Below are 23,218 nucleotides of genomic sequence, written 5' to 3' on the forward strand. Positions count from 1 at the left end.
TTAATTATTATTGGACGGGACGACAGTTTTACTCTGTGATAAGACATCGTACAAGCATGTGGGGCGGCTCATCCGGATAATCATCAGTCCGGGTGCAGCGGTATGCGAACGGTGAAGGTCGTGCCGACTCGCGCCTTCGAATGCACCTCGATGGTGCCCTGATGAGCCGATACGATTGCCGAGGCGATGTGCAGGCCCAGCCCGAGCCCGGCCGTGGAACCGTATTGCGCTTCACCGCTGCGCAGATTTCGGACCATCGGGTTGAAGATGTTGGCGATGGCCTCTTTCTCGATGGGCTTGCCCTGGTTGTTGATCGCGATCACTGCCATATCTCCTTCAGCGCTCAACGAAACGGTAATCGGCGTGCCCTCGGCGCCATGCTGGACGGCGTTGCCGATCAGGTTGGCGAAGACCTGCTCCATGCGGGCCGGATCAAACAGCCCCTCCAGGGGACCGGTCGTCTCAAAGAGGATTTGGCTTTCCGGGTGATAGGCCCGCGCCTCCTCCACCATGCCTTCGCAGGCGGCCACCAGATCGCCGTTGAAGCGCTGCACCGGAATGCCCGAGCCGAGTTGGGTACGGGTGAAATCCAGCAGATCGCCGACAATCTTGTTGGCCCGCTTGACGCTGGTGTAGATGCGCGACGTGATCTTGGTGGCTTTGGCGGGCAGGTCCCCGGCCCGTAGCAGCACTTCGGAGCTCAGCAGGATCGCGCCCAAGGGGCTGCGCAGGTCATGCCCGAGAATCCCCAGAAAGATGTTGCGCGACGCATCCACCGCCCCCGAATAACTGACGACGGACTCGGCCAAGGCTTGGTCCACGGCTTCGTTGAATCGAATCAGATCGTCCATGACCTGCTTGTGATCCAACTGCGTGTGCGGCATCCAGAGCATGAGCACGCTGGTTCGCAGGGCTCGGTATTCGGAGACCATCTGCTCCACGGTGAAACCCGAGGACTGGCGGATGACCGCATGGGTTTCGGCGGCGGTTTCGGCATCGGCCGGCGGGGCCTCACCGTGGGATTTGGCAATCGCCTCCCTGCGCGTTTGCGAGGTACGCAGGTCTGCGGCGATGGTACGCAGCATCTGCTCGGCATGATCGCGCAGGGCCGCGGAATCCATGCCAATGGACGCGGGGGTGATGGTTTTGGCGAAGTCTTCCCACGCCTGAAGAATCGGCTCGATGTTGTCGAGGATGAAATCAGCCAGGCGCATGAGGGGTTCCGCTTGAAGGGTAAGGCTGTGAACGACACAGGGGTCAGATTGTTGTACAGCAAAGCATTGGGCAATGTGCGGAATGCTGTTCACTTAAGTCGTTGCCGGGGATTTTGATATTCGTTCTGAAGTGTATTTTTTGTGGGGTGTATATCCGTTTCTTCGGTAACGGCTGCTGGCGGTTCCGCCCTTACGGCGGTCACTTTTGGAAGAGCCGGGAGCCGGACCAGCCAAAAGTAACCAAAAACGCTTTGCCCCACCACTCGGTGCCTCGCCTAGGCTCGGCATGCCCGAACGAAGGCATTGCTCCGTGGGCCCGCCGCGAAGGGCCATCCATGGCCCAGCGCGGCTATCCCGGCATCCGTGCGGGGATGCCCACTGCGCAATGCCTGCGTTCGGCCATCGTGGTTAACGGGGCGTCCAGATCAAGATCCAAAGCAAGAGCAAGAGCAGGACACATGCCGACATTTATTTAGCTGAACCACCGCTATCGCGAGCAAGCTCGCTCCCACAGGGGAAATGCGGTCTGCAACAGAGCGTACAGGCCTGCAGACCTTATCCCTTGCAACCCATGAGGCAGAAACCTTAAAGTTGTACGACAACCTATAACTAAAAATAGCTGATCCGGGGCCTTTTGCCTTGGCGGCCGCCTTTGAGACATCTGCCATGACCCGCTCCATTGCCACACCTGCTACCCCCGCGCCCTTACCCCGCCATCTTGCAGTGCTCGTCCTGCTGTGCATGGGTTGTGCCTTCGCCGGCAACCACGTCGCCGCCCGCGCAGCCTTTGACGACGGTGCCGGGGTGCTGCTGGCGATCCTGTTGCGTTCGGGCGGAACGCTGCTGGTGCTGGCGGCAATGGTGCTCTGGCAGCGCCAGAGCCTGCGCCTGCCACCCGGTGCGTGGCGTTGGCAATTGACCCTGGGGCTGCTGATCGGCGCCCAGAGCTTGTGCCTGTACTCCGCCGTGGCGCGAGTGCCGGTGGCGTTGGCGCTGTTGGTGGGCAACGTGTTTCCGATCCTGCTGGCCTTGCTCACCTGGGCCCTGGGCGGCCCCCGCCCGACGGCGCGCACCGCCGTATTGATGGGGATGATCCTGGTGGGGCTGGTGTTCGTGCTGGAAGTGCCGGCGCGGTTGTCGTCCGGGCAGGACGTCGGCCCGCAATGGCTGCTCGGGGTGGGCCTGGCCTTTTGCGCCGCGTGTGTGTTCGCCTGTGCGCTGTGGATCACCGACCACAAGTTGTCCCAGGTGCGCGGCTCGGTCCGCAGCCTGCTGACGATTTTCATCGTGTTCAGCAGCGTCAACCTCGCCGGCCTGACCGGTGCCCTGCCCGGCGGTTTCGACCTGCCAGCCAGCAGCACCGGCTGGTTCGCCCTGGCGACCCTGGTGGTGCTCTACGGCACCGGCTTCATCGTGCTGTTCATCTCCGTGCCCCGCCTGGACATGCCGCGCAACGCCCCGGTGATGAACATCGAACCGCTGGCGACGCTGCTGATCGGCTGGCTGGTGCTGGACCAGATGCTCAACCCGGGCCAGATATTGGGCGGTGCGATTGTGGTGACGGGCATCGTGTTGCTGACTTATCGCAAGGTTGAGCGGGTCAAGGTGCCTGTCGCTGGAACAGCTAATTGAACTGACTGAACACTCTTTTGTGGCGAGGGAGCTTGCTCCCGCTCGGCCGGGCTGGCGTTCCAGCGCGAAGCGGTCGCCAATGCCTTGGGCCTGCTTCGCAGGCCAGCGGGAGCAAGCTCCCTCGCCACAATGGTGTTCAGTCAGCGCTACAGCGTATGCCCGTCATGGGACCAGACAGCCCCACACGGACCTGAAGATTAAGTCTTCACCGTCCTGAAACTTGTTCCCAAACCCACAGTCCTACCCCAGCCGTGAAAACCTTGCCTACCTCCAGCACAGGTTTTCCAGCTGATCGGCGCCACGCCTGGCGCTAAAGCAACTCCCCCTTCTTGAGCCGTTCGCCCCATGCGCCACCCTGTTCGCTCTTGCCGTTTCGTTTCGCTGTGCCTGCTTGCCCTGTTTCCCTTATTCACCAGCCCCGCCCATGCCCGCGGCGAAAGGCAACTGGTGGAGGCCATCAACGACTTCCGTAGCCTGTCGCGCCGCTGTGAATGGCGCACCGTGCGGGCTACGCCGCCGCTGGTGCTGCGTTCGAGCCTGGGCTTGCCGATCGGCTTTCGCGGTGGCCTGCGGGATACCTTGAAAGACGCCGGCTATCAAGCCCAGGCCGTGCGCAGCATCCGCCTGACTGACGCGCGGGATGCCGAAGAGGCCTTCGAGATGCTGGCCGACGAACATTGCGCAGCGCTGCTGGACAACCAGTACGCCGACATCGGCGTCAATCGGGTCGGCGACGAATGGCGCGTGGTGCTGGCGCAGCCCATGGGCGGCACGCGGATGAGCGATGTGGGCTCGTCGGACAAGACGCTGCTGGCCCAGGTCAATGCCGCCAGGGCCAAGCCCCGGATGTGCGGGCGCCAGCGCTTCGCGGCGACTCGGCCGCTGAGCTGGAATGCCGCGCTGGGCACCGCCGCCCAAGGCCACAGCCGGTCGATGGCCAGGGAAAATTATTTCGCCCATCGCGACCCGGACGGACGCTCCACCTCAGACCGGGCCAAGAGCGCCGGCTTTCGCGGACGTAAATTGGGCGAGAACATCGCCGCCGGACAACGCTCACCGAGCCAGGCCCTGCACGACTGGCTCGCCAGCCCTGGGCACTGCGCCAACCTGATGAACCCGATGTTCACCCAGATGGGTGCAGCGTCCGCCAGCGATTCAAGCAGCGATGCGGGGGTGTACTGGACGATGGTGCTTGGCGCGCCGTGAAATACCATTCCCGGCGCTGAGTCACCCGCTGTCGTGGCGAGGGAGCTTGCTCCCGCTCGACCGGGCTGGCGCTCCAGCGCGAAGCGGTCGCCAATACCTGGGCCTGCTTCGCAGTCCAGCGGGAGCAAGCTCCCTCGCCACAAGGGCTACGGCGAATCTGCCAGCACTCACACCGGTCGACGCACCGCCCTCACCTTGCCACTGCCACCGCCGCCACAGAAGAACCGGTCGGCCCCGTCGGACTCCAACCCCGACACACCGATCCCAGGTGGCATCGTCACGCTTTCCAGCACTTGCGCCGTTTGCGGATCGATACGCCGCAAATCGCTCTCATCATTTTCCCAGGTGCCATGCCACAGCTCGCCATCGACCCAGGTCACGCCCGTGACGAAGCGGTTGGACTCGATGGTGCGCAGGACCCTGCCGTCGGCGGGGTCGATCTGCAGGATCTTGCGCGCTTTGTACTGACCGACCCAGAGCGAGCCTTCGGCCCACGCCAGGCCCGAATCGTCCCCGCTGTTGGGCGCCGGAATCGTTGCCAGGACCTGGCCGGTGCGCGGATCGATCTTGCGGATGCTGTCACCGGCGATCTGGAACAGATGCTCGCCGTCGAACGCCGTGCCCGCATTCGCCGGGACATCGAGCGCATGCACGGTCTGGCCGCTGGCGGGATCGAGGGCGTGCAGTTTGTCGCCCGAAGCGAACCAGACGCGCTCGCCGTCATGGCTGACGCCGTGCACGCAGTCGACGCCCGGGAATGGGCCGTATTCACGCAGGATCTGTGCTTCTGAACGTTTCATCTCACTCGCCTCATCGGTGGGGTGTGACGGCAGCCTAACCCTCGGATGGCAGCGCCGTGAGTAACAATACCGTCGCGAATCCGGGCATCGGCGGCGCCGTCCAGCGCCGGGCCCTGGCGCGCCCGAACGACTGCGCCTTGCCGGCGGCGGCCAGTATTTCCAAGGCTCGCTGCACGCTGCGCTGACTGGTGCCCAAGACCAACGCCAAGGCCGAACTGGACCAGGCTTCGCCGTCGGCCAGCAACGCCAGCACCGCCCCGTGAGGTTCCTCGACGGGGCGCGCGAGCAGCACGACCTCGTCGGCCTGCCGCGGCACCAGGGTAAAACCGCGCGAGGTGGCCTTCACCTCCGCCAACGGGCGAAGCATCGCTCGCAACCGACCCATCTCGACCCGCAGCCGGGCGCGATGGGACTCATCCGTCAGCTTCAAGCCAAAGGCCTCGCTCATGAGCGCTGCCCTCGACACATCGCCGGGCCAGGCTTGCGCCAACCCGCGCACCAGGGCAAACAACACCGGGCGTCGGGCCAGGTTGACCTGAATGCCAGCGCCACTGACCCCATAGCGGCACGCGTCCACCACCAATGCTGTCCCGGCCAACAGGGCTTGCACGTCTTCCAGCACGAGCAGCCGCGCTTCGCCTCGGGCGATCAGCCGCGCGGCGGGCCTGCGCAGCAGTTGCCAGGCGCTTTCGATTTCGGCACTCAGTGCACCGATTCCCGCTTGCCGTGCGGCGTGCCCGGCCCGTTCGAGGGCGGCGCGGGCGCTCTGTATTTGCAGGCGCCGCATGGCGATCCCCGCGGCCACTAACTCGCAGGCCGCACGTGATGCTGAGGGCAGACTGGAAAGGTCCAGCCCGACGAGTTTAAGCTCGGCCTCGTCGAGCCGACCGATCAACAGCAGGCGGCGGATGTCGATCGTGTCGGCATGTGCCACGTTCGCTCGATCGCCGTGGATTTCGAGCACCGCGCGCGCGGCGTCGAGGCGTTTCATCGGCCACGCCAGGTCACGGGACGCCAAGGCGATCTCACCTTCGGCGATCACACAGCGCGCCCGTGCCACGGCCTCCTCGGGCCCGAAGGCCGCGCCGGCCCGACGCATCAGGGCGCAGGCCTTGGCCAGATCGCCCAGTTGCGCCATGGCGATACCACGAAGCGCGAGGGCCGGGGCATCGTTGCGCAAGGCGACGCGATTGAGCGCGGCCACGGGATCCCCCGCTGCCAGCGCCTGCGCCGCTGTGGTGATCTCATAATCCATGAACGATGACCTTTGTGGCGAGGGAGCTTGCTCCCGCTGGGCTGCGCAGCGGCCCCAAGGCCAGGCGCCACGGTGTGTCAGGTTGATGTGGGCAGCGTCATGGGGGGGCGCTTCGCGACCCAGCGGGAGCAAGCTCCCTCGCCACAAATGCGTGCCTCACCCCAAACCTGCCGCAGCCCAAGCAATGAGTATCGGCTACAGACGGATGTCAGCAGCCGCCACCACATCGATCCGCGACACCGCACTGCTCAACCGCCCCAGCCGGTTGTTGTGATTGGCGATGATCTGCTCGGCCGTCATGCTGCCGTTGTCCACGGTTGAGTGGGCGTCGGCCGCCAGGACCACGTCATACCCCAGGGCATGGGCCTGGCGCACGGTGGCGTTGACGCAATAGTCGGTTTGCAGCCCGCAGATCACCAGGCGGTCGATGCCCCGAGCCTGCAACAACGGTTGCAGGTCGGTCTGGTAGAAAGCATCGGGCGTGGTCTTGCGTACCCTCAGGTCGTCCGCCGCGGTCAACAGATCGTCAGTCAATTGCCAGCCGGCGGCGCCATAGGTCAACGCTCCTTCCAGCTCTTCATGCTGGATCAGGATCACTGTCCGGCCGACAGCCCTGGTCCTGGCACCGAGGTCGTTGATGGTCTGGAGGATGCGCTGACGGTCGAAGCACGCTTCTTCGCCGCTGCACAGCGCCTCCTGGACATCGATGATCAGCAATGCGGTGTTCATATTGTCCTCTTCAAACGGTGTTGGAGTCGTGCAGCCCCTCAATAACCCAGCGACAACCCGGTGTTGCGACGAGGGTCGTTGGCGCCATAGAAACGGTTCTTGCCCACGGGCTTGCCGCCCAATGATGGCGCGCCGACCAGGATCGCCGCAATGTGGTTGGGGTCCTGCGGGCCGGCGAACTTGTGCCCCCAGCTCTCCAGCAGCTTCTGGGTATCCGGGCTGGCTGCAAAGGTCTCCAGGTTGGTTTCCTCCGGCATCCATTGTTGATGGAAACGCGGCGCATCGACCGCCTCCTGGAGGTTCATGCCGTAGTCGATCACGTTGAGGATCGTCAGCAACGTCGCGGTAATGATGCGGCTGCCACCCGGGGTGCCCACCACCATGACCGTCTTGCCATCCTTGGTGACGATGGTCGGGCTCATGGAGGACAACGGCGCCTTGCCCGGCGCGATGGCGTTCGCCTCGCCCTGCACCAGGCCGTACATGTTGGGAACACCGACCTTGGCGGTGAAGTCGTCCATCTCATCGTTGAGGATCACCCCGGTCTTGCTGGCCATGACACCGGCGCCGAACCAGTCGTTCAAAGTGTAGGTGACCGAAACGGCGTTGCCCCACTGATCGACGATGGAGTAATGGGTGGTGTTGCTGCCCTCATGGGGCGCTACGCCGGGCTTGATCTTCTGCGAGTCGCCGGCCTTTTGCGGCTCGATCGCGGCCCGCAGCTTGGCGGCGTAGTTTTTGTCCAGCAGATGGTCGATGGGGTTCTTCACAAAGTCCGGGTCACCCAGGTAACTGTTGCGGTCCACGTAGGCGTGGCGCATGGCTTCGATCTGGTAGTGCATGCCCTGGGCCGAATGGAACCCCAGTTCCTTCATCGGATAGCCGTCGAGGATGTTCATGATCTGGCACAACACCACCCCACCGGAACTGGGCGGCGGCGCCGAGATGATGTGGTAGCCGCGGTAGTCGCATTCCACCGGGGCCAACTCGCGGGTCTTGTATTTGTCCAGGTCGGCCTGGGTGATGATGCCTTTGTTGGCCTGGCTGGAGGTGACCAGGGCGTCGGCGACCCAGCCTTTGTAGAAGCCGTCGGCACCCTTGGCGGAGATTTCCCGCAGGGTCTTGGCGAGGTCTTTTTGCACCAGCTTCTGGCCGACCTGCATGGGCTCGCCGTTGTGCAGGAAAATCGCACCGGAGTCACGCATGTCTTTCTTGAATACATCGGTGGCGGTTTCCAGCAGATCGACATCGCCCTGCTCCAGGGTGAAGCCTTCCTCGGCGAACTTGATGGCCGGGGCGATCAGTTCCGCGCGGGGCTTGCTGCCGTACTTGCTCAACGCCAGTTCCATGCCGGACACGGTGCCGGGCACACCCACAGCGAGGTGGCCGCGGGTGCTGAGTTCGGGCACGACGTTGCCGTCCTTGTCCAGGTACATGTTGGCGGTGGCGGCCAAGGGGGCTTTTTCGCGGAAATCCAGGAACGTCTTGCGGCCATCGGCCAGTTGCAGGGTCATGAACCCACCCCCGCCCAGGTTGCCCGCCGCCGGATACACCACCGCGAGGGCATAGCCCACCGCCACCGCCGCATCCACGGCATTGCCGCCGTTCTTGAGCACATCGACGCCCACGTGGGTCGCCAGGTGCTGGGCGGTGACCACCATGCCGTTTTCGGCGGCCACTGGCGCCTGGGAGGCGGCCTGGGCATACAGGCAACTGAAGGTCAGTGTGGTGGCAACGAGGATCCGGGCAAAGGATTCGAACTTCATGAGTCGGCCTCTTCTTGTTTTAAAAAGTCGGGGATCGCATCAAGCAGCTAGCTAGTATGGCTTGGTTTGCGTAATGCGCCTGTTTCCAAGTCGACCCGTGACGTCAAGGCAGCCTTTGGGATAGGCTCCTGCGGTTCATCTTGACTGCATAAGGACATCGCCGATGACGCTACGAATCGAACGCACGGATACCCCTACCGACGAGGAACGCCAGGCCATCCTCGCTCCGCTGCGCGGCTATAACACGGCCCAGACCGGTGGAAGTGCACCTGAACTGGTGGCCTGGCTGGTGCGGGATGAACAGGGGGAAATTGTCGGAGGGCTGTATGGCCGAGTGTTTTTTCGCTGGCTGTACATCGAGCTGCTGGTGGTGCCGGAACAGGCCCGGGGCCAAGGCACCGGTTCGACCTTGATGCAGATGGCCGAAGAACTGGCCCGAGAGAAGAACTGCGTGGGCATCTGGCTGGACACCTTCGACTTCCAGGCGCCGGCGTTCTACCGCAAACACGGCTTCACGGAAATCGGCCAGATCGACGACTACCCACCGGGCCATCAGCGCTTCTTTTTCCAGAAGCGCCTGACCGCCGCTGACTGAAACCCAGCCCCTGTGGGGTTGCGGTAGATGGCAATCTTTCGGCCACCCCCGGACCAGTGTGGGAGCGAGCCTGCTCGCGATGGCAGGCACCTCGGTCTATCGGCTCAAAGACAAGTCGCCAACGCCGCCAACCGGCGCTTGGCCACGAAATCGTCTTGCTTGGCGTAATAACTCAACTCGGTGCCCGTCGCACCGGCGTGCAAATCGACAAACGATTCGGCGGAGCGAGTGTAGACCGTCGAGCCGCCCTTCTTGCCCGGTTGCAGATAGGCGCCGGCGTCGACACCGAATACCGCCTCGTCCTGCCAGGAAAACTGCACGCACTGGGCCACAACCTGTTCGGGTTTGTCCGAGGTCAGGGTCTTGTAAGGGGCCTGGGTCCGGGCCTCGTTCATCGCCGAACCCGCGCAGCCGGCCAGCAAGGTTGCGGCCAGGGCCACGGTCAACATTCGCATTGCGTTCACTCATCGAGAAAAAAACGGACTGTAGCACTGCGGCCTGCGCCTTCGTGCTGCTTTACTGAAATTTACACGGGACATCGGCCTGCGATTCGCGCACGCTGTCGCGCCATTGCCACCAGCCACGCGGACACCCCATGACCCCCAACGCCGAATTCTACAAACCCACCACCGAATACGCCGACAAACTGATCAGCCAGATCGGCCAGACACCGTCCTGGATCGCCAAGCGCATCGGCGTCACCGACAAACGAATTCGCTACATCCTCGACGGCGAACGTACCGTCAAGGGCGAAACCACGCCGATCCAGATGACCTACACCGAACAATTCGCCCTCGAATGCCTGGCGGCTGCGGCCAAGGCCAGCAAGAAGCAATCCTCATCCCCCAAGGAGTGACCATGGCGGCAACCGAACAGCAACACGAACGGGCCTTGGAACGGTTTCTCGATGAGCGCCCCGAACTGCGCCTCGAACTGGACAACCTCAACCCGCTGCTGGCCCAGGCCAAGGGCGAGACCGCCGCGCAGTACCGCGCCGAGCGCTTGCATGAAGCGTTCGAAGCCGAGGCCGAGCGCCTGGGCCTGTTTGCCTGGGAACTGACCTTGCAACTGACCGCCGCCTCGCCCGAGGACTACCAGGCCCAGCGCCTGGAGGTGCATAAGGAAGTGGCGGAGATGGCGGGAATGGAATGGGCGGAGTATTGCGAGTTGAATGGCCTAAAGGCCAAGCACTGACCCCCTGTGGCGAGGGAGCTTGCTCCCGCTGGCCTCTGTAGGAGCTGCCGAGCGAAGCGAGGCTGCGATCTTTTGATCTTTCGCTTGAGACTCAATTGAAGTCGGAAAGATCGCAGCCTCGCTTCGCTCGACAGCTCCTACAACGCAATCGAGCAGGAGCAATCTTTAAATGCCCTGGTCCAAACAGGTCTCGCCCTTTCCTGGCAATCGCCCCACCGCCCATAAAGCTTTATCATGGCCGCAGTTTTGCTGATCGGGTCTGTCATGAAGTTCGCCATCGCGCTGTTTTCCGCCGCCCATGCGCCCTCCTCGCGCCGTGCCTTGCTGTTTGCCCAGGCGGCGCTGGCAGGTGGGCATGAGATCGTGCGGCTGTTTTTCTATCAGGACGGCGTCTATAACGCCTGCGCCAGTGTCGTCACGCCCCAGGACGAACAGGACCTGCCCCAGCAATGGCGCGCCTTTGTCAGCGACAACCGGCTCGACGGCGTGGTCTGCATCGCCGCGGCGTTGCGTCGTGGCGTATTGAACGAAGAAGAGGCCCAGCGTTACCAGCGCTCGGCGGCCAGTGTCGAAGCGCCTTGGGCCTTGTCCGGGTTGGGCCAGTTGCACGATGCGATCCAGGACGCCGACCGCTTGATCTGTTTTGGAGGCGCGTGATGGCCAAGTCTTTATTGCTCATCAGCCGCCAGGCCCCCTGGTCCGGCCCCGCTGCCCGTGAAGCGCTGGACATCGTCCTCGCCGGGGGGGCGTTCGACCTGCCCATCGGCCTGCTGTTTCTCGATGACGGCGTGTTCCAGCTCAGCGCCGGCCAAAACGCCAAGGCAGTCCAGCAAAAGGACCTGAGCGCCAACCTACAGGCATTGCCGATGTTCGGCGTCGAAGAGCTGTACCTCTGCGCCGACAGCGCCGCCGAACGCGGCGTGGCCACCGATGCCCTGGCGCTGGGCGAGGTGAACGTACTGAGCGCGCCGGACATCGCCGCGCTCATCGACCGCTACGATCAGGTGATTACCCTCTGATGTCGACTTTGCATGTATTGTCTCAATCGCCCTTCGGCGATAACCGCCTCGCCAGTTGCCTGCGGGTACTGGGCAATCAGGATGCGCTGCTGCTGTGCGGCGACGCGACGTACGCGTTGCAGCCGGGCAGCCCACCGTTTGAAGTGCTGCAGGCCGCCGGCGTGAACCTGTTCGTGCTCGCCGAAGACCTCCAGGCCCGCGCCCTGGATACGCCAGACTGGGCCGAAGCCATCGACTACTCAGGTTTCGTCGAGCTGTCGATCGAGCACGACAAGGTCAACACCTGGCTATGAACACGCTGAACCTGGGCGACCGCGCCATCGCGCTGGACAAGGACGGCTACCTGGCCGACCTGGACGACTGGTCAGCCGAAGTCGCCACGGCCCTGGCCACCGCCGAAGGCATCGAGTTGAGCCCCGAACACTGGGAAATCCTCGAATTGCTGCGCGGTTTCTACGACGAATTCCAACTCTCCCCCGCGACCCGGCCGCTGATCAAGTACACGGCGCTGAAACTGGGGGCAGAGAAAGGCAACAGCCTGCACCTGAACCGATTGTTCAAAGGCACTCCCGCCAAACTCGCCGCCAAGCTGGCGGGCCTGCCCAAACCGACGAATTGCTTATGACCGACCTTCCAGCGTTGACCCTTGAAACTCCGGCCGAACACCCGTTCGCCCAATTCGTGCGCATCCTTGGCAAAGGCAAGCGCGGCGCCCGCAACCTGACCCGCGAAGAAGCCCGCGAAGCCATGGGCATGGTCCTCGACGAAAAAGTCGAGGACACCCAACTGGGCGCCTTCCTCATGCTGTTGCGGCACAAGGAAGAAAGCGCCGAGGAAATGGCCGGCTTCACCGAAGCCCTGCGTGAACGCCTGGTGGTGCCGGCGTTGACGGTGGACCTCGACTGGCCGACATACGCCGGCAAGAAGCGCCATTTGCCGTGGTACCTGCTGGCGGCCAAGTGCCTGGGGCAGAACGGTGTGCGGATTTTCATGCACGGCGGCGGCGCTCACACGGCCGGGCGGCTCTACAGCGAACAATTGCTGGGCGGGCTGCAGATCCCGCTGTGCCGGGATTGGCAACAGGTCGGCAGCGCGCTGGACAACGGCGGCCTGGCCTTCATGCCGCTGGTGGACTGGGCGCCGCAGATGCAGCGGATGATCGATCTGCGCAACACCCTGGGCCTGCGCTCGCCGATCCATTCCCTGGCGCGGATCCTCAACCCGCTGGCCGCCCGTTGCGGCTTGCAAAGCATCTTCCACCCGGGCTACCAGGCCGTGCATCGCGATGCCAGCAGCTTGCTCGGTGACACCGCCATCGTGATCAAGGGCGACGGCGGCGAGATCGAGATCAACCCGGACGCCGACAGTCACCTGTACGGCACCACCGGTGGCGCCAGTTGGGACGAAGAATGGCCGCGACTGGCCGAGCAGCGCCACGTCAAACCGGAGAGTCTCGACCCCGAGCACTTGAAGGCGATCTGGCGTGGTGACGTCGAGGACAGCTACCCGCAACTGGCGCTGATTGCGACCATGGCGTTGGCCCTGCGTGGCCTGGGCATGACTCGCGAAGCAGCGTTCGAAAAAGCCCAGCAATATTGGGATGCCCGGGACCGTTCGATTTAACCGATCATTAACGCCCAACCTTTGCGCTTTTACTTCGAACCTATCGGAATAGACTCGGCTCCAATATTTATGGGCCGAGGAGATTGAGATGGGTTTGTTGGTCGAGGGCCGCTGGCAGGACCAGTGGTATGAAAGCAAGGATGGCAGTTTCCAGCGCGAACAGGCGCAACGTCGTCACTGGGTCACCGCCGACGGCAGCGCCGGCCCTTCGGGCGAGAGCGGCTTTGCCGCCGAGGCCGGACGCTACCATTTGTATGTCTCCCTGGCCTGCCCTTGGGCTCACCGCACGCTGATCTTTCGCAAGCTCAAGGGCCTGGAAGAGCTGATCGACGTCTCGGTGGTCAGCTACTTGATGCTGGAAAACGGCTTGACCTTCGACAAGGCCCACGGCTCCACAGGCGACAAGCTCGACAACCTGAGCTTCCTGCACCAGCGCTACACCGCCGACACACCGGACTACACTGGTCGCGTCACTGTGCCGGCGCTGTGGGACAAACGCCAACAACGCATCGTCAACAACGAATCGGCGGAAATCATCCGCATGTTCAACAGCGCCTTCGACGACTTGACCGGCAACGACCTGGATCTGTACCCCGAACACCTGCGCCGCGAGATCGACGCATTGAACGAGCGCATCTACCCGGCGGTGAACAACGGCGTCTACCGCGCCGGATTCGCCACGACCCAAGCGGCGTACGAAGAAGCCTTCGACCGATTATTTGCCGAGTTGGATTGGCTGGAAACATTGCTGGCAAATCGTCGTTACCTGGCTGGCGAATACCTGACCGAAGCGGATATCCGTTTGTTCACGACGATGATCCGCTTCGACGCGGTGTACTTCGGCCATTTCAAATGCAACCTGCGGCGCATCGCCGATTACCCGAACCTGTCGAACTGGCTGCGGGAGCTGTACCAGTGGCCGGGGATTGCCGAAACCGTGGACTTCCCCCACATCCAGGGCCATTACTACGGCAGCCACAAGACCATCAACCCCAATGGGATCGTGCCCAAGGGGCCGCAGCAGGACTTTACCGTCGCCCATGATCGGGGAAGGTTGAGTGGGAAAGGGATTTGGCGGGGGGCTGGGAGCTGATCATGGATCTTTATTGCCTCTGAAGGCCAATCGCGAGCAGGCTCGCTCCCACATTTGATCGTTGTTCAACCATGGATCTGCGGTTGTACACGGTCCATTGTGGGAGCGAGCCTGCTCGCGATTGGGGTCGACGCGGTCTTCAGACCTGCCCCTGAGCCCCTTCAAACCACGCCAGCTTCTCGCGCAGTTGCACCACTTCCCCAACGATCACCAACGTCGGCGCATGCACCTCATGCTCGGCCACCAGCCGCGGCAAATCCGCCAAGGTGCCAGTAAAGACCCGCTGGTTGGACGTCGTGCCCTGCTGGATCAACGCCGCCGGCGTATCCGCCGCACGCCCGTGCTTGATCAGCTCGTTGCAGATCATCGGCAGGCCGACCAGGCCCATGTAGAACACCAGGGTCTGCGCCGGTGACACCAGGTCGGCCCACGGCAAGTCACTGGTGCCGTCCTTGAGATGGCCGGTGATGAACCGCACCGACTGGGCGTAGTCGCGATGGGTCAGCGGGATCCCGGCGTAGGCCGCGCAACCACTGGCGGCGGTGATGCCCGGAACGACCTGGAACGGAATGCCATGGGCCGCCAGCTCTTCGATTTCCTCGCCACCACGGCCGAAGATGAACGGATCGCCGCCCTTCAACCGCACCACACGCTTGCCCTGGCGGGCCAGATCGACCAATTGCTGGTTGATCTGGTCCTGGGGCACGGCATGGTCGGCGCGGCGCTTGCCGACATAGATGCGCTCGGCGTCGCGCCGGCACAGTTCCAGGATCGCCGGGGCCACCAAGCGGTCGTACAACACCACGTCCGCCTGCTGCATCAGGCGCAAGGCGCGGAACGTCAGCAGGTCCGGATCACCCGGCCCGGCCCCCACCAGGTAGACTTCCCCCGGCGCGTTCGGCGCCTGGCCGTCAATCTTTTCCCGCAGCAGACGCTCGGCTTCGCCGCCCTGCCCGGCCAACTGACGATCGGCGATGGGGCCTTGGAACACTTCTTCCCAGAACGCCCGGCGCTGTTGGACATCGGGGAACAAACCTTTGACCTGATTGCGGAAACGCGCCGCCAGACCCGCCAGTTGCCCGTAGGTCGACGGAATCCAGGTTTCCAGCTTGGCCCGGATCAGCCGCGCCAGCACCGGCGCATCGCCGCCACTGGACACTGCGATCACCAGGGGCGAACGGTCGACGATAGCCGGGAAAATCACGCTGCACAGGGCCGGCGCGTCCACCACGTTGACCGGCACGCAACGCTTGTGGGCATCGGCCGAGACCTGGGCATTGAGCGGTTCGTCGTCGGTGGCGGCAATGATCAACCCGCAACCGTCCAGATCCGTCTCCAGGTAACCGCGCTGGACGCACTCCCCGCCGCTGCCACTGACCAGCTCCCGCAACTGCGGTTCGATGTCGGGTGCGACCACCCGCAACAACGCGCCGGCATCGGCCAGCAGGCGGGACTTGCGCAAGGCAATCTCCCCGCCGCCAACCACCAGCACGCGGCTGCCGCGCAGGTTATGGAACAGTGGCAAATAGTCCATTTAGCCGATGACCTCGATGCCGCCCATGTAAGGCTTCAACACCTCAGGCACACGGATCGAACCGTCGGCCTGCTGGTAGTTTTCCAGCACTGCCACCAAGGTACGACCCACCGCCAGGCCGGAGCCATTGAGGGTGTGGACCAGTTCCGGCTTGCCGGTTTCCGGGTTGCGGAAGCGCGCCTGCATGCGGCGGGCCTGGAAGTCGCCGCAGTTGGAGCACGACGAAATCTCGCGGTACTTGTCCTGGCTCGGGATCCAGACTTCCAGGTCGTAGGTCTTGACCGCGCTGAAGCCCATGTCGCCGGTGCACAGCGCCAGGGTGCGATACGGCAGTTCCAGCAATTGCAGGACCTTCTCGGCGTTAGCAGTCAGGCTTTCCAGGGCCTCCATGGACTTCGACGGCTCGACGACCTGGACCATCTCGACCTTGTCGAACTGGTGCTGGCGGATCATGCCGCGGGTATCACGGCCCGACGCCCCGGCTTCACTGCGGAAGCATGGCGTATGGGCAACGAACTTGATCGGCAGTTGCTTGGCGTCGACGATCTCGCCGGCCACGATGTTGGTCAACGACACTTCGGCGGTCGGGATCAGGTACAGGTCGGCCTCGCCGTCGCGGCTGATCTTGAACAGGTCTTCCTCGAACTTCGGCAACTGGCCGGTGCCTTGCAGCGCCGGGGCCTGGACCAGGTACGGCGTGTAGGCTTCTTCGTAGCCGTGCTCGGTGACGTGCAGGTTGATCATGAACTGCGCCAGGGCCCGATGCAGGCGGGCAATTGGCCCACGTAGCAGGGCGAAACGAGCTCCCGACAGCTTGGCGGCGGTTTCGAAGTCGAGCCAGCCGAATTTCTCGCCCAGGGCCACGTGGTCCTGAACCGGGAAATCGAAGGTGGTCGGCGTGCCCCAACGGCGCACTTCGACGTTGCCGTCTTCGTCTTCACCGACCGGCACCGATTCGTGAGGCAGGTTTGGAATGCTCAGTAGGATCGAATCCAGCTCGGTCTGGATCGCGTCCAGCTCGACCTTGCCCGCGCTCAACTCGCCCGCCATGCGCTCGACATCGGCCATCAGCGGCGCGATGTCTTCGCCACGCTGCTTGGCCTGGCCGATGGACTTGGAGCGCGCGTTACGTTCAGCCTGCAGGGCTTCGGTGCGGGTCTGGACGGTCTTGCGCTGTTCTTCCAGCGCTTCGATGCGCGCGACGTCCAGGGCAAAGCCACGGGAAGCCAGGCGGTCCGCTACGTCCTGGAGGTTGCTACGTAACAGTTTGGAATCGAGCATGTCGGTCTCTCGTTATCAAAGTTTGGTCAGGGACAGGCCGGCCCACGTGGCGAGCAGCCCGCCGAATACGCTGATGGCCGCATAGCCCAGGGCCAGCGGCACCTGCCCGCTTTCCAGCAGGCGCACCGTATCCAGTGAAAAGGATGAAAAAGTCGTCAGGCCGCCGAGAAAGCCAACCATCAGCCCGGCCCGCACCTCGATGGGCACTTCCGGGCGAATCAAAAACAGACCGTATAGAACGCCGATCAGCAGACAGCCCACGATATTAACGGCCAGCGTCGCGGTATAGAAGTGCCGGGGCCAATTTGCGTTGATCCAGTTGCCCGTGGCGAAACGCAGCAAGGTGCCGGCGACGCCGCCGACGGAAACGGCAAGTATCAAAGGAATCAAGGTTTTCTCCGCTGCCGTGGACTCAAGCGGTCCAGTTGCGCCAAGTGGTTGAGCTTCTCGCCGATCTTCAGCTCAAGGCCCCGAGGCACCGGCTGGTAGAAGCGCTGGGGTTCGAGTTCATCGGGAAAATAGTCTTCGCCGGCGGCATAGGCGTCCGGCTCATCGTGGGCGTAACGGTATTCTTCGCCGTAGCCCAGCTGCTTCATGAGCTTGGTCGGCGCGTTGCGCAGGTGCAGCGGCACCTCGAGGGAGCCATGCTCGGTAGCGCTGCGCATCGCCGCCTTGAAGCCCATGTACACGGCGTTGCTTTTCGGCGCACAAGCCAGGTAGGTGATCGCCTGGGCCACGGCAAGCTCGCCTTCCGGGCTGCCGAGGCGCTCCTGCACGTCCCAGGCCGCCAGGCACAGGCTCAGCGCCCGTGGGTCGGCATTGCCGATGTCTTCGCTGGCCATGCGCACCACCCGCCGCGCCAGGTACAGCGGATCGCAGCCGCCGTCGATCATGCGCGCAAACCAGTACAAGGCCGCGTCGGGGTTGGAACCGCGGATGGATTTGTGCAGCGCAGAAATCTGGTCGTAGAACGCCTCGCCACCCTTGTCGAAGCGCCGCCGGGTATCGCCCAGCAGGCTTTGCAGCAGCTCGACGCCAATCTCGCTGTCGTCTTCGGCCAGGTCCGAGGCGTTTTCCAGCAGGTTCAGCAAGCGCCGGCCATCCCCATCGGCGGCTGAACACAGGATCTGGAAGCCTTCATCGCTGAGGCTCAAATGCCGCTTGCCCAGGCCACGTTCTTCGGTCAGTGCCCGCTGCACCAGCTTTCGCATCGCCGTTTCGTCGAGGCTCTTGAGCACGTAGACGCGAGCCCGGGACAGCAAGGCGTTGTTGAGTTCGAACGAAGGGTTTTCGGTGGTCGCGCCGATGAAAATCAGCGTGCCGTCTTCGACGTAGGGCAGGAACGCATCCTGCTGGGATTTGTTGAAGCGGTGCACTTCGTCGACGAACAGGATCGTGCGCTTGCCGTATTGCCCGGCCTGCTGCTTGGCGACTTCCACCGCCTGGCGGATTTCCTTGACCCCAGCCAGCACCGCCGACACCGTTTCGAAATGCGCGTCCGAGACCTCCGCCAGCAGCCGCGCCAGGGTGGTCTTGCCCACGCCCGGCGGGCCCCAGAAAATCATCGAGTGCAACGCACCCTGCTCCAAGGCCTCGCGCAGAGGCTTGCCGCGGGCGAGCACATGTTCCTGGCCGACGTACTCATCCAGGTTGGTCGCGCGCAAGCGGGCGGCCAATGGCTGGGCAATCGGGGCGCTTCGAAACAGGTCCATGATTACGACAAACCCTCCGCTGGGTCCTGTTGCCGATCCATTAATTGATTGAACACCACAATCCATTGTGGGAGCGAGCCTGCTCGCGAAAGCGGTGTGCCAGCCACGACAAATCCAACTGATCCGCCGCCTTCGCGAGCAGGCTCGCTCCCACAGGAGTTATCTCGGGTTATTCCTGGATCACATCCGCACCCTTGGGGATGTCGAACTTGAACTTGGATGCCGGGATCACCTCATTGGCCTTGACCCCGGTGAACAGAATATTGGTGCGCTGGCCGACACTGTCGATCAACTGCATGTCGTTGACCAGGCCATTGCGGAACGACAGGCGCAGGCTGTCGAACAGGCTGTCCTTGGTCTTGGGCTTGAGGGTGAAGTCAATCACGCCCCCGGCCTCCTTGGAGGTGATGTCGAAGCTCTGGCTGATCTCGGAAATGTCACCGGAGAGCAGCAGTGCCGGTGTCTGGGTCAGGCGCTGGTCGAGGGTCTTGATGGTCACCTGTTCCAGGTCCGGGTCCCACAGGGAGACTTTCTTGCCGTCGGAGACCATCAGTTGTTCAGCCGGCGCATCGGTGTGCCAGTAGAACAGGCCCGGACGCTGCAGGGCCATGTCGCCGGCGGTTTCCTGCAATTGGGTGCCGCTGCCGTCGAGGGTCAACTGGGAGAAACGTGCCGTCAGGGTCTTGGAGCCACCCAGCAACTGGGTCAGGCGAGCCACGTCCTTTTCGCCGGCGTGGGCCGAAAAAGTAGACAAGGCCAGTACGGGCAACAGCAACATGCGAATCAGGCGCATGGGAGTCCTCATGAAGTCGTGGGGGTTCGGACGGTGCTTCAGCAGGCCGCCCGGGTCATTAGTCGCGCATCGGGCCCGGCGCCAGTACTTCGCGCGAGCCGTTGGTGTTCATCGCCGTCACCACCCCGGCCATTTCCATGGCTTCGATCATGCGGGCGGCGCGGTTGTAGCCGATCTTCAGCTTGCGCTGTACGGCGGAAATCGAGGCCCGGCGGCTCTCCAGGACGAACTGCACCGCTTCGTCATAGAGCGCATCGGTTTCAGCATCGTCGTCACCGCCACCACTGCTGCCCTCGAAACCGCTGCCGGCTTCTTCGACACCGTTGAGGATGTCGTCGTTGTATTCAGGGGCGCCACGCAACTTCCAGGCTTCCACCACGCGGTGCACTTCGTCGTCGGAGACGAACGCGCCGTGCACCCGAATCGGCAGGCTGGTGCCCGGCGGCATGTAGAGCATGTCACCGTGGCCAAGCAGTTGCTCGGCGCCGCCCTGGTCGATGATGGTCCGCGAGTCGATCTTGCTCGACACCTGGAACGCCATGCGGGTCGGGATGTTGGCCTTGATCAGGCCGGTGATCACGTCCACCGACGGCCGCTGTGTGGCGAGGATCAGGTGGATACCGGCCGCACGGGCCTTCTGGGCGATACGGGCGATCAGCTCTTCGACCTTCTTGCCGACGATCATCATCATGTCGGCGAATTCGTCCACCACCACCACGATGGTCGGCAGCTTGTGCAGCAGCGGCGCTTCGTCGTGGATGCTTTCGCGGTGATACAACGGGTCGGTCAACGGTGTGCCGGCCTCTTCCGCTTCCTTGACCTTGGCGTTGAAGCCCGACAGGTTGCGCACGCCCATCTTCGCCATCAGCTTGTAGCGACGCTCCATCTCGGCGACGCTCCAGCGCAAGGCGTTGGCGGCGTCCTTCATGTCGGTGACCACCGGGCACAACAAGTGCGGAATGCCTTCGTAGATCGACAACTCGAGCATTTTCGGGTCGATCATGATCAGCTTGGCGTCTTCCGGGCCGGACTTGAACAGGATCGACAGGATCATCGCGTTCACGCCCACCGACTTACCGGAACCGGTGGTACCGGCCACCAGCAAGTGGGGCATCTTCGCCAGGTCGGTGATGACCGGCTTGCCGCCGATGTCGTGACCCAGGGCCAGGGTGACCGGCGACTTGTGGTTGTCGTACTCAGGCGTCGACAGTACTTCGGAGAAGCGCACGATCTGCCGGTCTTCGTTGGGAATCTCGATGCCCACGGTGGTCTTGCCGGGAATCACTTCCACTACCCGCACGCTGGTCACGGCCAGGGAACGCGCCAGGTCCTTCGCGAGGTTGGCGATGCGGCTGACCTTCACGCCAGCAGCCGGCTGGATTTCATAACGGGTAATCACCGGGCCCGGGTGGATCGAATCCACCGAGACCTCGACCCCGAATTCCTTGAGCTTGATCTCCAGCAAGTGGCCAACGGCCGCCAGGGATTCAGGGGAATAATTGAGCTGTTTCTTCTCGGCCGGGTCCAGGATCGAGATCGGCGGCAAGGTGCCTTCCACCGCGCTGTCGACGAACAGCGGCGCCTGCTTCTCTTTCTGCACGCGCTTGCTCTGCTCCGGCGGCTTGGCCGGGGCCATGGTGATGACCGGCGGCACCTGTTTCTCGCGCTCGGACATGTGCTTGCTCAATGCCTGCTCACGCTCGATCAGGCGCTCCTTGACCTTGGCCTGCTCGCGTTTGTCCGGTGTGCTCGGGGCCACCACGTCGTGGACGCGGTCGTCGACTTCACGCAGTTGCGCCACCAGTTGCTTGCGCTCGGTGCGCGCCGCCCACCAGCGGTTGACGGCGCCCTGGATCAGTTCGATCAGGTCGAGGGTGATCTTGCCGGTGACGTCCATGACCTTGAACCAGGACAGGTCGGTGAACACCGTCAGGCCGAACAGGAACAGGGCGATGAACAATAAGGTGCTGCCCTGGATGTTCAGGGCGTTCCTGGCCAGGTCGCCGAGGCTTTCCCCCAGCGCACCGCCGGCACCGGCCGGCAAGCCGGTGGGTGCATGGAAATGGATATGGGCCAGCGCGGCCCCCGACAACACCAGGAACACCAGGCCGATCAGGCGCCAGGAGAACAGCCAGCCGCTCCACTGCCAAGGCTCGTGGCGCTGGCGGAAGATCTGGTAGGCCTTGATCGCCAGCAGCAGCGGGAAGATATAGGCGAAATAGCCCAGCACCATGAACAGGATGTCGGCGCTGTAGGAACCGGCCGGACCGCCGAAATTCTGCACGTCGTCGATCTTGCTGTTATGGCTCCAGCCCGGATCGTCCTTGCCGTAGGTCAGCAGGGCCATCATCAGGAACAGGCACAGGGCACCGATGGCGATCAACGCACCTTCCTTGAGCCGGTAGTGCAATTGCTGGCGCCAGAGCGGAACGACTGGTTTGGGTGCTGCGGTGGATTTCTTCAAAACGCTTCTTTTCCTGCGCCAACGGCGCGTCCATCTGTTGAATGACTATAAAAAACTGCCCATGACGAGCAGGTAAAAAAGTGAATGTGCACAACCGGTACTACTTTTACCACTGTGAGGTGCATCCGGAAAACTGCCGGTGCGGCGGAAAATTTTGATCTTTAGGCCATCCTGCGTTCAAAACCCGTGCATTGTACGGGTTTGTCGACGCCAAGGCATTGGCCGCTCGCTGCGTAACAGCATAGCCGGATTCAAGGTGCACACGCGTCAATTGGACCATGCATTCTCTTTTGTGACAAAGGCTTATGAGGTGTTTTTTATGAGCGAAGTGAAGCATTCACGCCTGATCATTCTCGGTTCCGGCCCTGCGGGGTACAGCGCGGCAGTCTATGCCGCCCGCGCCAACCTCAAACCCGTAGTCATTACCGGGATACAGGCCGGTGGCCAGCTCACCACTACCGTGGAAGTCGATAACTGGCCCGGCGATGTCGAAGGCCTGACCGGTCCGGTATTGATGGAGCGCATGCAACGGCACGCCGAGCGCTTCGACACGCAGATCGTCTACGACCATGTCCACACCGCCAAGTTGCAGCAGCGCCCGTTCGAATTGATCGGCGACAGCGGCACCTACACCTGTGATGCGCTGATTATCGCCACGGGCGCCTCGGCCCAGTACCTGGGGCTGCCCTCGGAAGAAAGCTTCGCTGGCAAAGGGGTTTCCGCCTGTGCGACCTGCGATGGCTTTTTCTATCGCAACCAGGTAGTGGCGGTGGTTGGCGGCGGTAATACCGCGGTCGAGGAAGCCCTGTACCTGTCGAACATCGCCCGGGAAGTGCACCTGATCCACCGCCGCGACAAGCTGCGCGCCGAGAAAATCCTCCAGGACAAACTCTTCGAAAAGGCCAGCAGCGGCAATATCACCCTGCACTGGAACCAGAACCTGGATGAAGTCCTGGGCGACGCCAGCGGCGTGACCGGCGCACGCCTGCGGCACAGCGAGAGCGGCGAAACCAGCACCTTGTCCCTGGCCGGGGTGTTCATTGCCATCGGCCACAAACCCAACACCGACCTGTTCCAGGGCCAGTTGACGATGCACGACGGCTACCTGCTCGTGCGCGGCGGCAGTGAAGGCAACGCCACCGCGACCGATATCGAAGGCGTATTCGCCGCCGGCGACGTAGCCGACCACGTCTATCGCCAGGCGATTACCTCCGCCGGTGCCGGTTGCATGGCCGCACTCGATGCGGAGAAGTATCTCGATGACATCCCGGCCGTTTGACGGTTAACCTTCCAGGCGGGTGCTCGCTG

24 protein-coding genes are annotated in these 23,218 nt (G+C 63.2%); 12 read left to right on the forward strand and 12 right to left on the reverse strand.

The genetic code is table 11. The features are described from left to right. Window positions 1-83 precede the first annotated feature (83 nt). The gene (locus AD659_RS16395) at window positions 84-1,214 is read right to left on the reverse strand and encodes a sensor histidine kinase (RefSeq protein ID WP_053123125.1); all 1,131 of its coding nucleotides are present in this window, start codon (window positions 1,212-1,214) and stop codon (window positions 84-86) included. A gap of 666 nt (window positions 1,215-1,880) precedes the next feature. Between AD659_RS16395 and AD659_RS16400 the strand changes: the two genes are divergently transcribed. Both AD659_RS16400 and AD659_RS16405 read left to right on the forward strand, forming a co-directional pair. After that, window positions 1,881-2,846: an EamA family transporter gene (locus tag AD659_RS16400; RefSeq protein ID WP_053123126.1), complete on the forward strand. Its 966-nt coding sequence runs from the start codon at window positions 1,881-1,883 to the stop codon at window positions 2,844-2,846. A gap of 345 nt (window positions 2,847-3,191) precedes the next feature. Further along, the gene (locus AD659_RS16405; protein WP_053123128.1) at window positions 3,192-4,052 is read left to right on the forward strand and encodes a CAP domain-containing protein; all 861 of its coding nucleotides are present in this window, start codon (window positions 3,192-3,194) and stop codon (window positions 4,050-4,052) included. A gap of 167 nt (window positions 4,053-4,219) precedes the next feature. Here AD659_RS16405 and AD659_RS16410 read toward each other — a convergent pair whose 3' ends face one another. From AD659_RS16410 to ggt, 4 genes are all read right to left on the reverse strand, one after another. Further along, on the reverse strand, window positions 4,220-4,852 hold the full coding sequence (locus AD659_RS16410; protein WP_053123130.1) for a Vgb family protein: 633 nt from the start codon (window positions 4,850-4,852) through the stop codon (window positions 4,220-4,222). A gap of 34 nt (window positions 4,853-4,886) precedes the next feature. Further along, window positions 4,887-6,107, reverse strand: coding sequence for a hypothetical protein (locus AD659_RS16415; protein ID WP_053123132.1), 1,221 nt, complete (start codon window positions 6,105-6,107; stop codon window positions 4,887-4,889). Between the two features lie 195 nt (window positions 6,108-6,302). After that, a complete protein-coding gene (locus AD659_RS16420; protein WP_053123135.1) occupies window positions 6,303-6,836 on the reverse strand; it encodes a cysteine hydrolase family protein in 534 nt (177 codons plus the stop codon). A gap of 38 nt (window positions 6,837-6,874) precedes the next feature. Beyond that, the gene (ggt, locus tag AD659_RS16425) at window positions 6,875-8,602 is read right to left on the reverse strand and encodes a gamma-glutamyltransferase (protein ID WP_053123137.1); all 1,728 of its coding nucleotides are present in this window, start codon (window positions 8,600-8,602) and stop codon (window positions 6,875-6,877) included. Window positions 8,603-8,765: 163 nt separating this feature from the next. Between ggt and AD659_RS16430 the strand changes: the two genes are divergently transcribed. Then, window positions 8,766-9,197 carry a GNAT family N-acetyltransferase gene (locus AD659_RS16430; protein ID WP_053123139.1) on the forward strand — a complete coding sequence of 144 codons (432 nt, stop codon included), beginning with the start codon at window positions 8,766-8,768 and terminating at the stop codon, window positions 9,195-9,197. 104 nt (window positions 9,198-9,301) lie between these two features. Here AD659_RS16430 and AD659_RS16435 read toward each other — a convergent pair whose 3' ends face one another. Next, window positions 9,302-9,652 (reverse strand): hypothetical protein, encoded by a 351-nt coding sequence (locus AD659_RS16435; RefSeq protein WP_053123142.1) that lies wholly within the window; start codon window positions 9,650-9,652, stop codon window positions 9,302-9,304. Window positions 9,653-9,792: 140 nt separating this feature from the next. Between AD659_RS16435 and AD659_RS16440 the strand changes: the two genes are divergently transcribed. The 8 genes from AD659_RS16440 (at window position 9,793) to AD659_RS16475 (ending at window position 14,126) form a co-directional block, all read left to right on the forward strand. Continuing rightward, window positions 9,793-10,053 carry a hypothetical protein gene (locus AD659_RS16440; protein ID WP_053123144.1) on the forward strand — a complete coding sequence of 87 codons (261 nt, stop codon included), beginning with the start codon at window positions 9,793-9,795 and terminating at the stop codon, window positions 10,051-10,053. Window positions 10,054-10,055: 2 nt separating this feature from the next. Continuing rightward, the gene (locus tag AD659_RS16445; protein WP_053123146.1) at window positions 10,056-10,391 is read left to right on the forward strand and encodes a DUF6388 family protein; all 336 of its coding nucleotides are present in this window, start codon (window positions 10,056-10,058) and stop codon (window positions 10,389-10,391) included. Window positions 10,392-10,655: 264 nt separating this feature from the next. After that, window positions 10,656-11,048, forward strand: a complete 393-nt coding sequence (tusD, locus tag AD659_RS16450; RefSeq protein ID WP_053123601.1) for a sulfurtransferase complex subunit TusD — start codon at window positions 10,656-10,658, stop codon at window positions 11,046-11,048. Beyond that, window positions 11,048-11,410, forward strand: coding sequence for a sulfurtransferase complex subunit TusC (gene tusC / locus AD659_RS16455; RefSeq protein WP_053123148.1), 363 nt, complete (start codon window positions 11,048-11,050; stop codon window positions 11,408-11,410). Before tusD ends, tusC begins: the two co-directional genes overlap by 1 nt. After that, window positions 11,410-11,703: a sulfurtransferase complex subunit TusB gene (gene tusB / locus AD659_RS16460; protein ID WP_053123150.1), complete on the forward strand. Its 294-nt coding sequence runs from the start codon at window positions 11,410-11,412 to the stop codon at window positions 11,701-11,703. Before tusC ends, tusB begins: the two co-directional genes overlap by 1 nt. Beyond that, window positions 11,700-12,035: a TusE/DsrC/DsvC family sulfur relay protein gene (locus tag AD659_RS16465; protein WP_053123152.1), complete on the forward strand. Its 336-nt coding sequence runs from the start codon at window positions 11,700-11,702 to the stop codon at window positions 12,033-12,035. The genes tusB and AD659_RS16465 overlap by 4 nt, the downstream gene beginning before the upstream one ends. Next, window positions 12,032-13,033 (forward strand): glycosyl transferase family protein, encoded by a 1,002-nt coding sequence (locus AD659_RS16470; RefSeq protein ID WP_053123155.1) that lies wholly within the window; start codon window positions 12,032-12,034, stop codon window positions 13,031-13,033. Before AD659_RS16465 ends, AD659_RS16470 begins: the two co-directional genes overlap by 4 nt. An 88-nt stretch (window positions 13,034-13,121) precedes the next feature. Beyond that, the gene (locus tag AD659_RS16475) at window positions 13,122-14,126 is read left to right on the forward strand and encodes a glutathione S-transferase family protein (RefSeq protein ID WP_053123157.1); all 1,005 of its coding nucleotides are present in this window, start codon (window positions 13,122-13,124) and stop codon (window positions 14,124-14,126) included. A 139-nt stretch (window positions 14,127-14,265) separates the two neighbouring features. On the opposite strand, the gene cysG is transcribed toward AD659_RS16475, so the two are convergent. From cysG to AD659_RS16505, 6 genes are all read right to left on the reverse strand, one after another. Further along, window positions 14,266-15,660, reverse strand: a complete 1,395-nt coding sequence (gene cysG / locus AD659_RS16480; protein WP_053123159.1) for a siroheme synthase CysG — start codon at window positions 15,658-15,660, stop codon at window positions 14,266-14,268. After that, entirely contained in the window at window positions 15,661-16,941 is a 1,281-nt protein-coding gene (gene serS / locus AD659_RS16485; RefSeq protein ID WP_053123161.1) for a serine--tRNA ligase, read from the reverse strand. Window positions 16,942-16,956: 15 nt separating this feature from the next. Then, window positions 16,957-17,331, reverse strand: coding sequence for a fluoride efflux transporter CrcB (gene crcB, locus AD659_RS16490; RefSeq protein ID WP_053123163.1), 375 nt, complete (start codon window positions 17,329-17,331; stop codon window positions 16,957-16,959). Next, window positions 17,328-18,653, reverse strand: a complete 1,326-nt coding sequence (locus AD659_RS16495) for a replication-associated recombination protein A (RefSeq protein ID WP_053123165.1) — start codon at window positions 18,651-18,653, stop codon at window positions 17,328-17,330. The genes crcB and AD659_RS16495 overlap by 4 nt, the downstream gene beginning before the upstream one ends. Before the next feature lie 169 nt (window positions 18,654-18,822). Continuing rightward, window positions 18,823-19,446, reverse strand: a complete 624-nt coding sequence (gene lolA / locus AD659_RS16500; RefSeq protein WP_053123167.1) for an outer membrane lipoprotein periplasmic chaperone LolA — start codon at window positions 19,444-19,446, stop codon at window positions 18,823-18,825. A gap of 58 nt (window positions 19,447-19,504) precedes the next feature. Beyond that, a complete protein-coding gene (locus AD659_RS16505; protein WP_053123170.1) occupies window positions 19,505-21,910 on the reverse strand; it encodes a DNA translocase FtsK in 2,406 nt (801 codons plus the stop codon). Between the two features lie 319 nt (window positions 21,911-22,229). Here AD659_RS16505 and trxB point away from each other — a divergent pair, with 319 nt between their 5' ends. Then, window positions 22,230-23,189, forward strand: coding sequence for a thioredoxin-disulfide reductase (trxB, locus tag AD659_RS16510; protein ID WP_053123172.1), 960 nt, complete (start codon window positions 22,230-22,232; stop codon window positions 23,187-23,189). The last annotated feature ends 29 nt before the right edge of the window (window positions 23,190-23,218 follow it).

The sequence above is a fragment of the Pseudomonas thivervalensis genome (assembly GCF_001269655.1).
GTDB classification, from domain to species: domain Bacteria; phylum Pseudomonadota; class Gammaproteobacteria; order Pseudomonadales; family Pseudomonadaceae; genus Aquipseudomonas; species Aquipseudomonas thivervalensis.

Bases quoted from the DNA above. Each gene is read 5' to 3' on its own strand.
- AD659_RS16395 (WP_053123125.1), bottom strand. From the start codon at position 1,214: ATGCGCCTGGCTGATTTCATCCTCGACAACATCGAGCCGATTCTTCAG.
- AD659_RS16410 (WP_053123130.1), bottom strand. From the start codon at position 4,852: ATGAAACGTTCAGAAGCACAGATCCTGCGTGAATACGGCCCATTCCCG.
- AD659_RS16415 (WP_053123132.1), bottom strand. From the start codon at position 6,107: ATGGATTATGAGATCACCACAGCGGCGCAGGCGCTGGCAGCGGGGGAT.
- AD659_RS16420 (WP_053123135.1), bottom strand. From the start codon at position 6,836: ATGAACACCGCATTGCTGATCATCGATGTCCAGGAGGCGCTGTGCAGC.
- tusC (WP_053123148.1), top strand. From the start codon at position 11,048: ATGGCCAAGTCTTTATTGCTCATCAGCCGCCAGGCCCCCTGGTCCGGC.
- trxB (WP_053123172.1), top strand. From the start codon at position 22,230: ATGAGCGAAGTGAAGCATTCACGCCTGATCATTCTCGGTTCCGGCCCT.
- ggt (WP_053123137.1), bottom strand. From the start codon at position 8,602: ATGAAGTTCGAATCCTTTGCCCGGATCCTCGTTGCCACCACACTGACC.
- AD659_RS16495 (WP_053123165.1), bottom strand. From the start codon at position 18,653: ATGGACCTGTTTCGAAGCGCCCCGATTGCCCAGCCATTGGCCGCCCGC.
- serS (WP_053123161.1), bottom strand. From the start codon at position 16,941: ATGCTCGATTCCAAACTGTTACGTAGCAACCTCCAGGACGTAGCGGAC.
- AD659_RS16430 (WP_053123139.1), top strand. From the start codon at position 8,766: ATGACGCTACGAATCGAACGCACGGATACCCCTACCGACGAGGAACGC.
- tusB (WP_053123150.1), top strand. From the start codon at position 11,410: ATGTCGACTTTGCATGTATTGTCTCAATCGCCCTTCGGCGATAACCGC.
- AD659_RS16440 (WP_053123144.1), top strand. From the start codon at position 9,793: ATGACCCCCAACGCCGAATTCTACAAACCCACCACCGAATACGCCGAC.
- AD659_RS16405 (WP_053123128.1), top strand. From the start codon at position 3,192: ATGCGCCACCCTGTTCGCTCTTGCCGTTTCGTTTCGCTGTGCCTGCTT.
- tusD (WP_053123601.1), top strand. From the start codon at position 10,656: ATGAAGTTCGCCATCGCGCTGTTTTCCGCCGCCCATGCGCCCTCCTCG.
- AD659_RS16465 (WP_053123152.1), top strand. From the start codon at position 11,700: ATGAACACGCTGAACCTGGGCGACCGCGCCATCGCGCTGGACAAGGAC.
- AD659_RS16470 (WP_053123155.1), top strand. From the start codon at position 12,032: ATGACCGACCTTCCAGCGTTGACCCTTGAAACTCCGGCCGAACACCCG.
- AD659_RS16475 (WP_053123157.1), top strand. From the start codon at position 13,122: ATGGGTTTGTTGGTCGAGGGCCGCTGGCAGGACCAGTGGTATGAAAGC.
- lolA (WP_053123167.1), bottom strand. From the start codon at position 19,446: ATGCGCCTGATTCGCATGTTGCTGTTGCCCGTACTGGCCTTGTCTACT.
- AD659_RS16400 (WP_053123126.1), top strand. From the start codon at position 1,881: ATGACCCGCTCCATTGCCACACCTGCTACCCCCGCGCCCTTACCCCGC.
- cysG (WP_053123159.1), bottom strand. From the start codon at position 15,660: ATGGACTATTTGCCACTGTTCCATAACCTGCGCGGCAGCCGCGTGCTG.
- AD659_RS16435 (WP_053123142.1), bottom strand. From the start codon at position 9,652: ATGCGAATGTTGACCGTGGCCCTGGCCGCAACCTTGCTGGCCGGCTGC.
- AD659_RS16445 (WP_053123146.1), top strand. From the start codon at position 10,056: ATGGCGGCAACCGAACAGCAACACGAACGGGCCTTGGAACGGTTTCTC.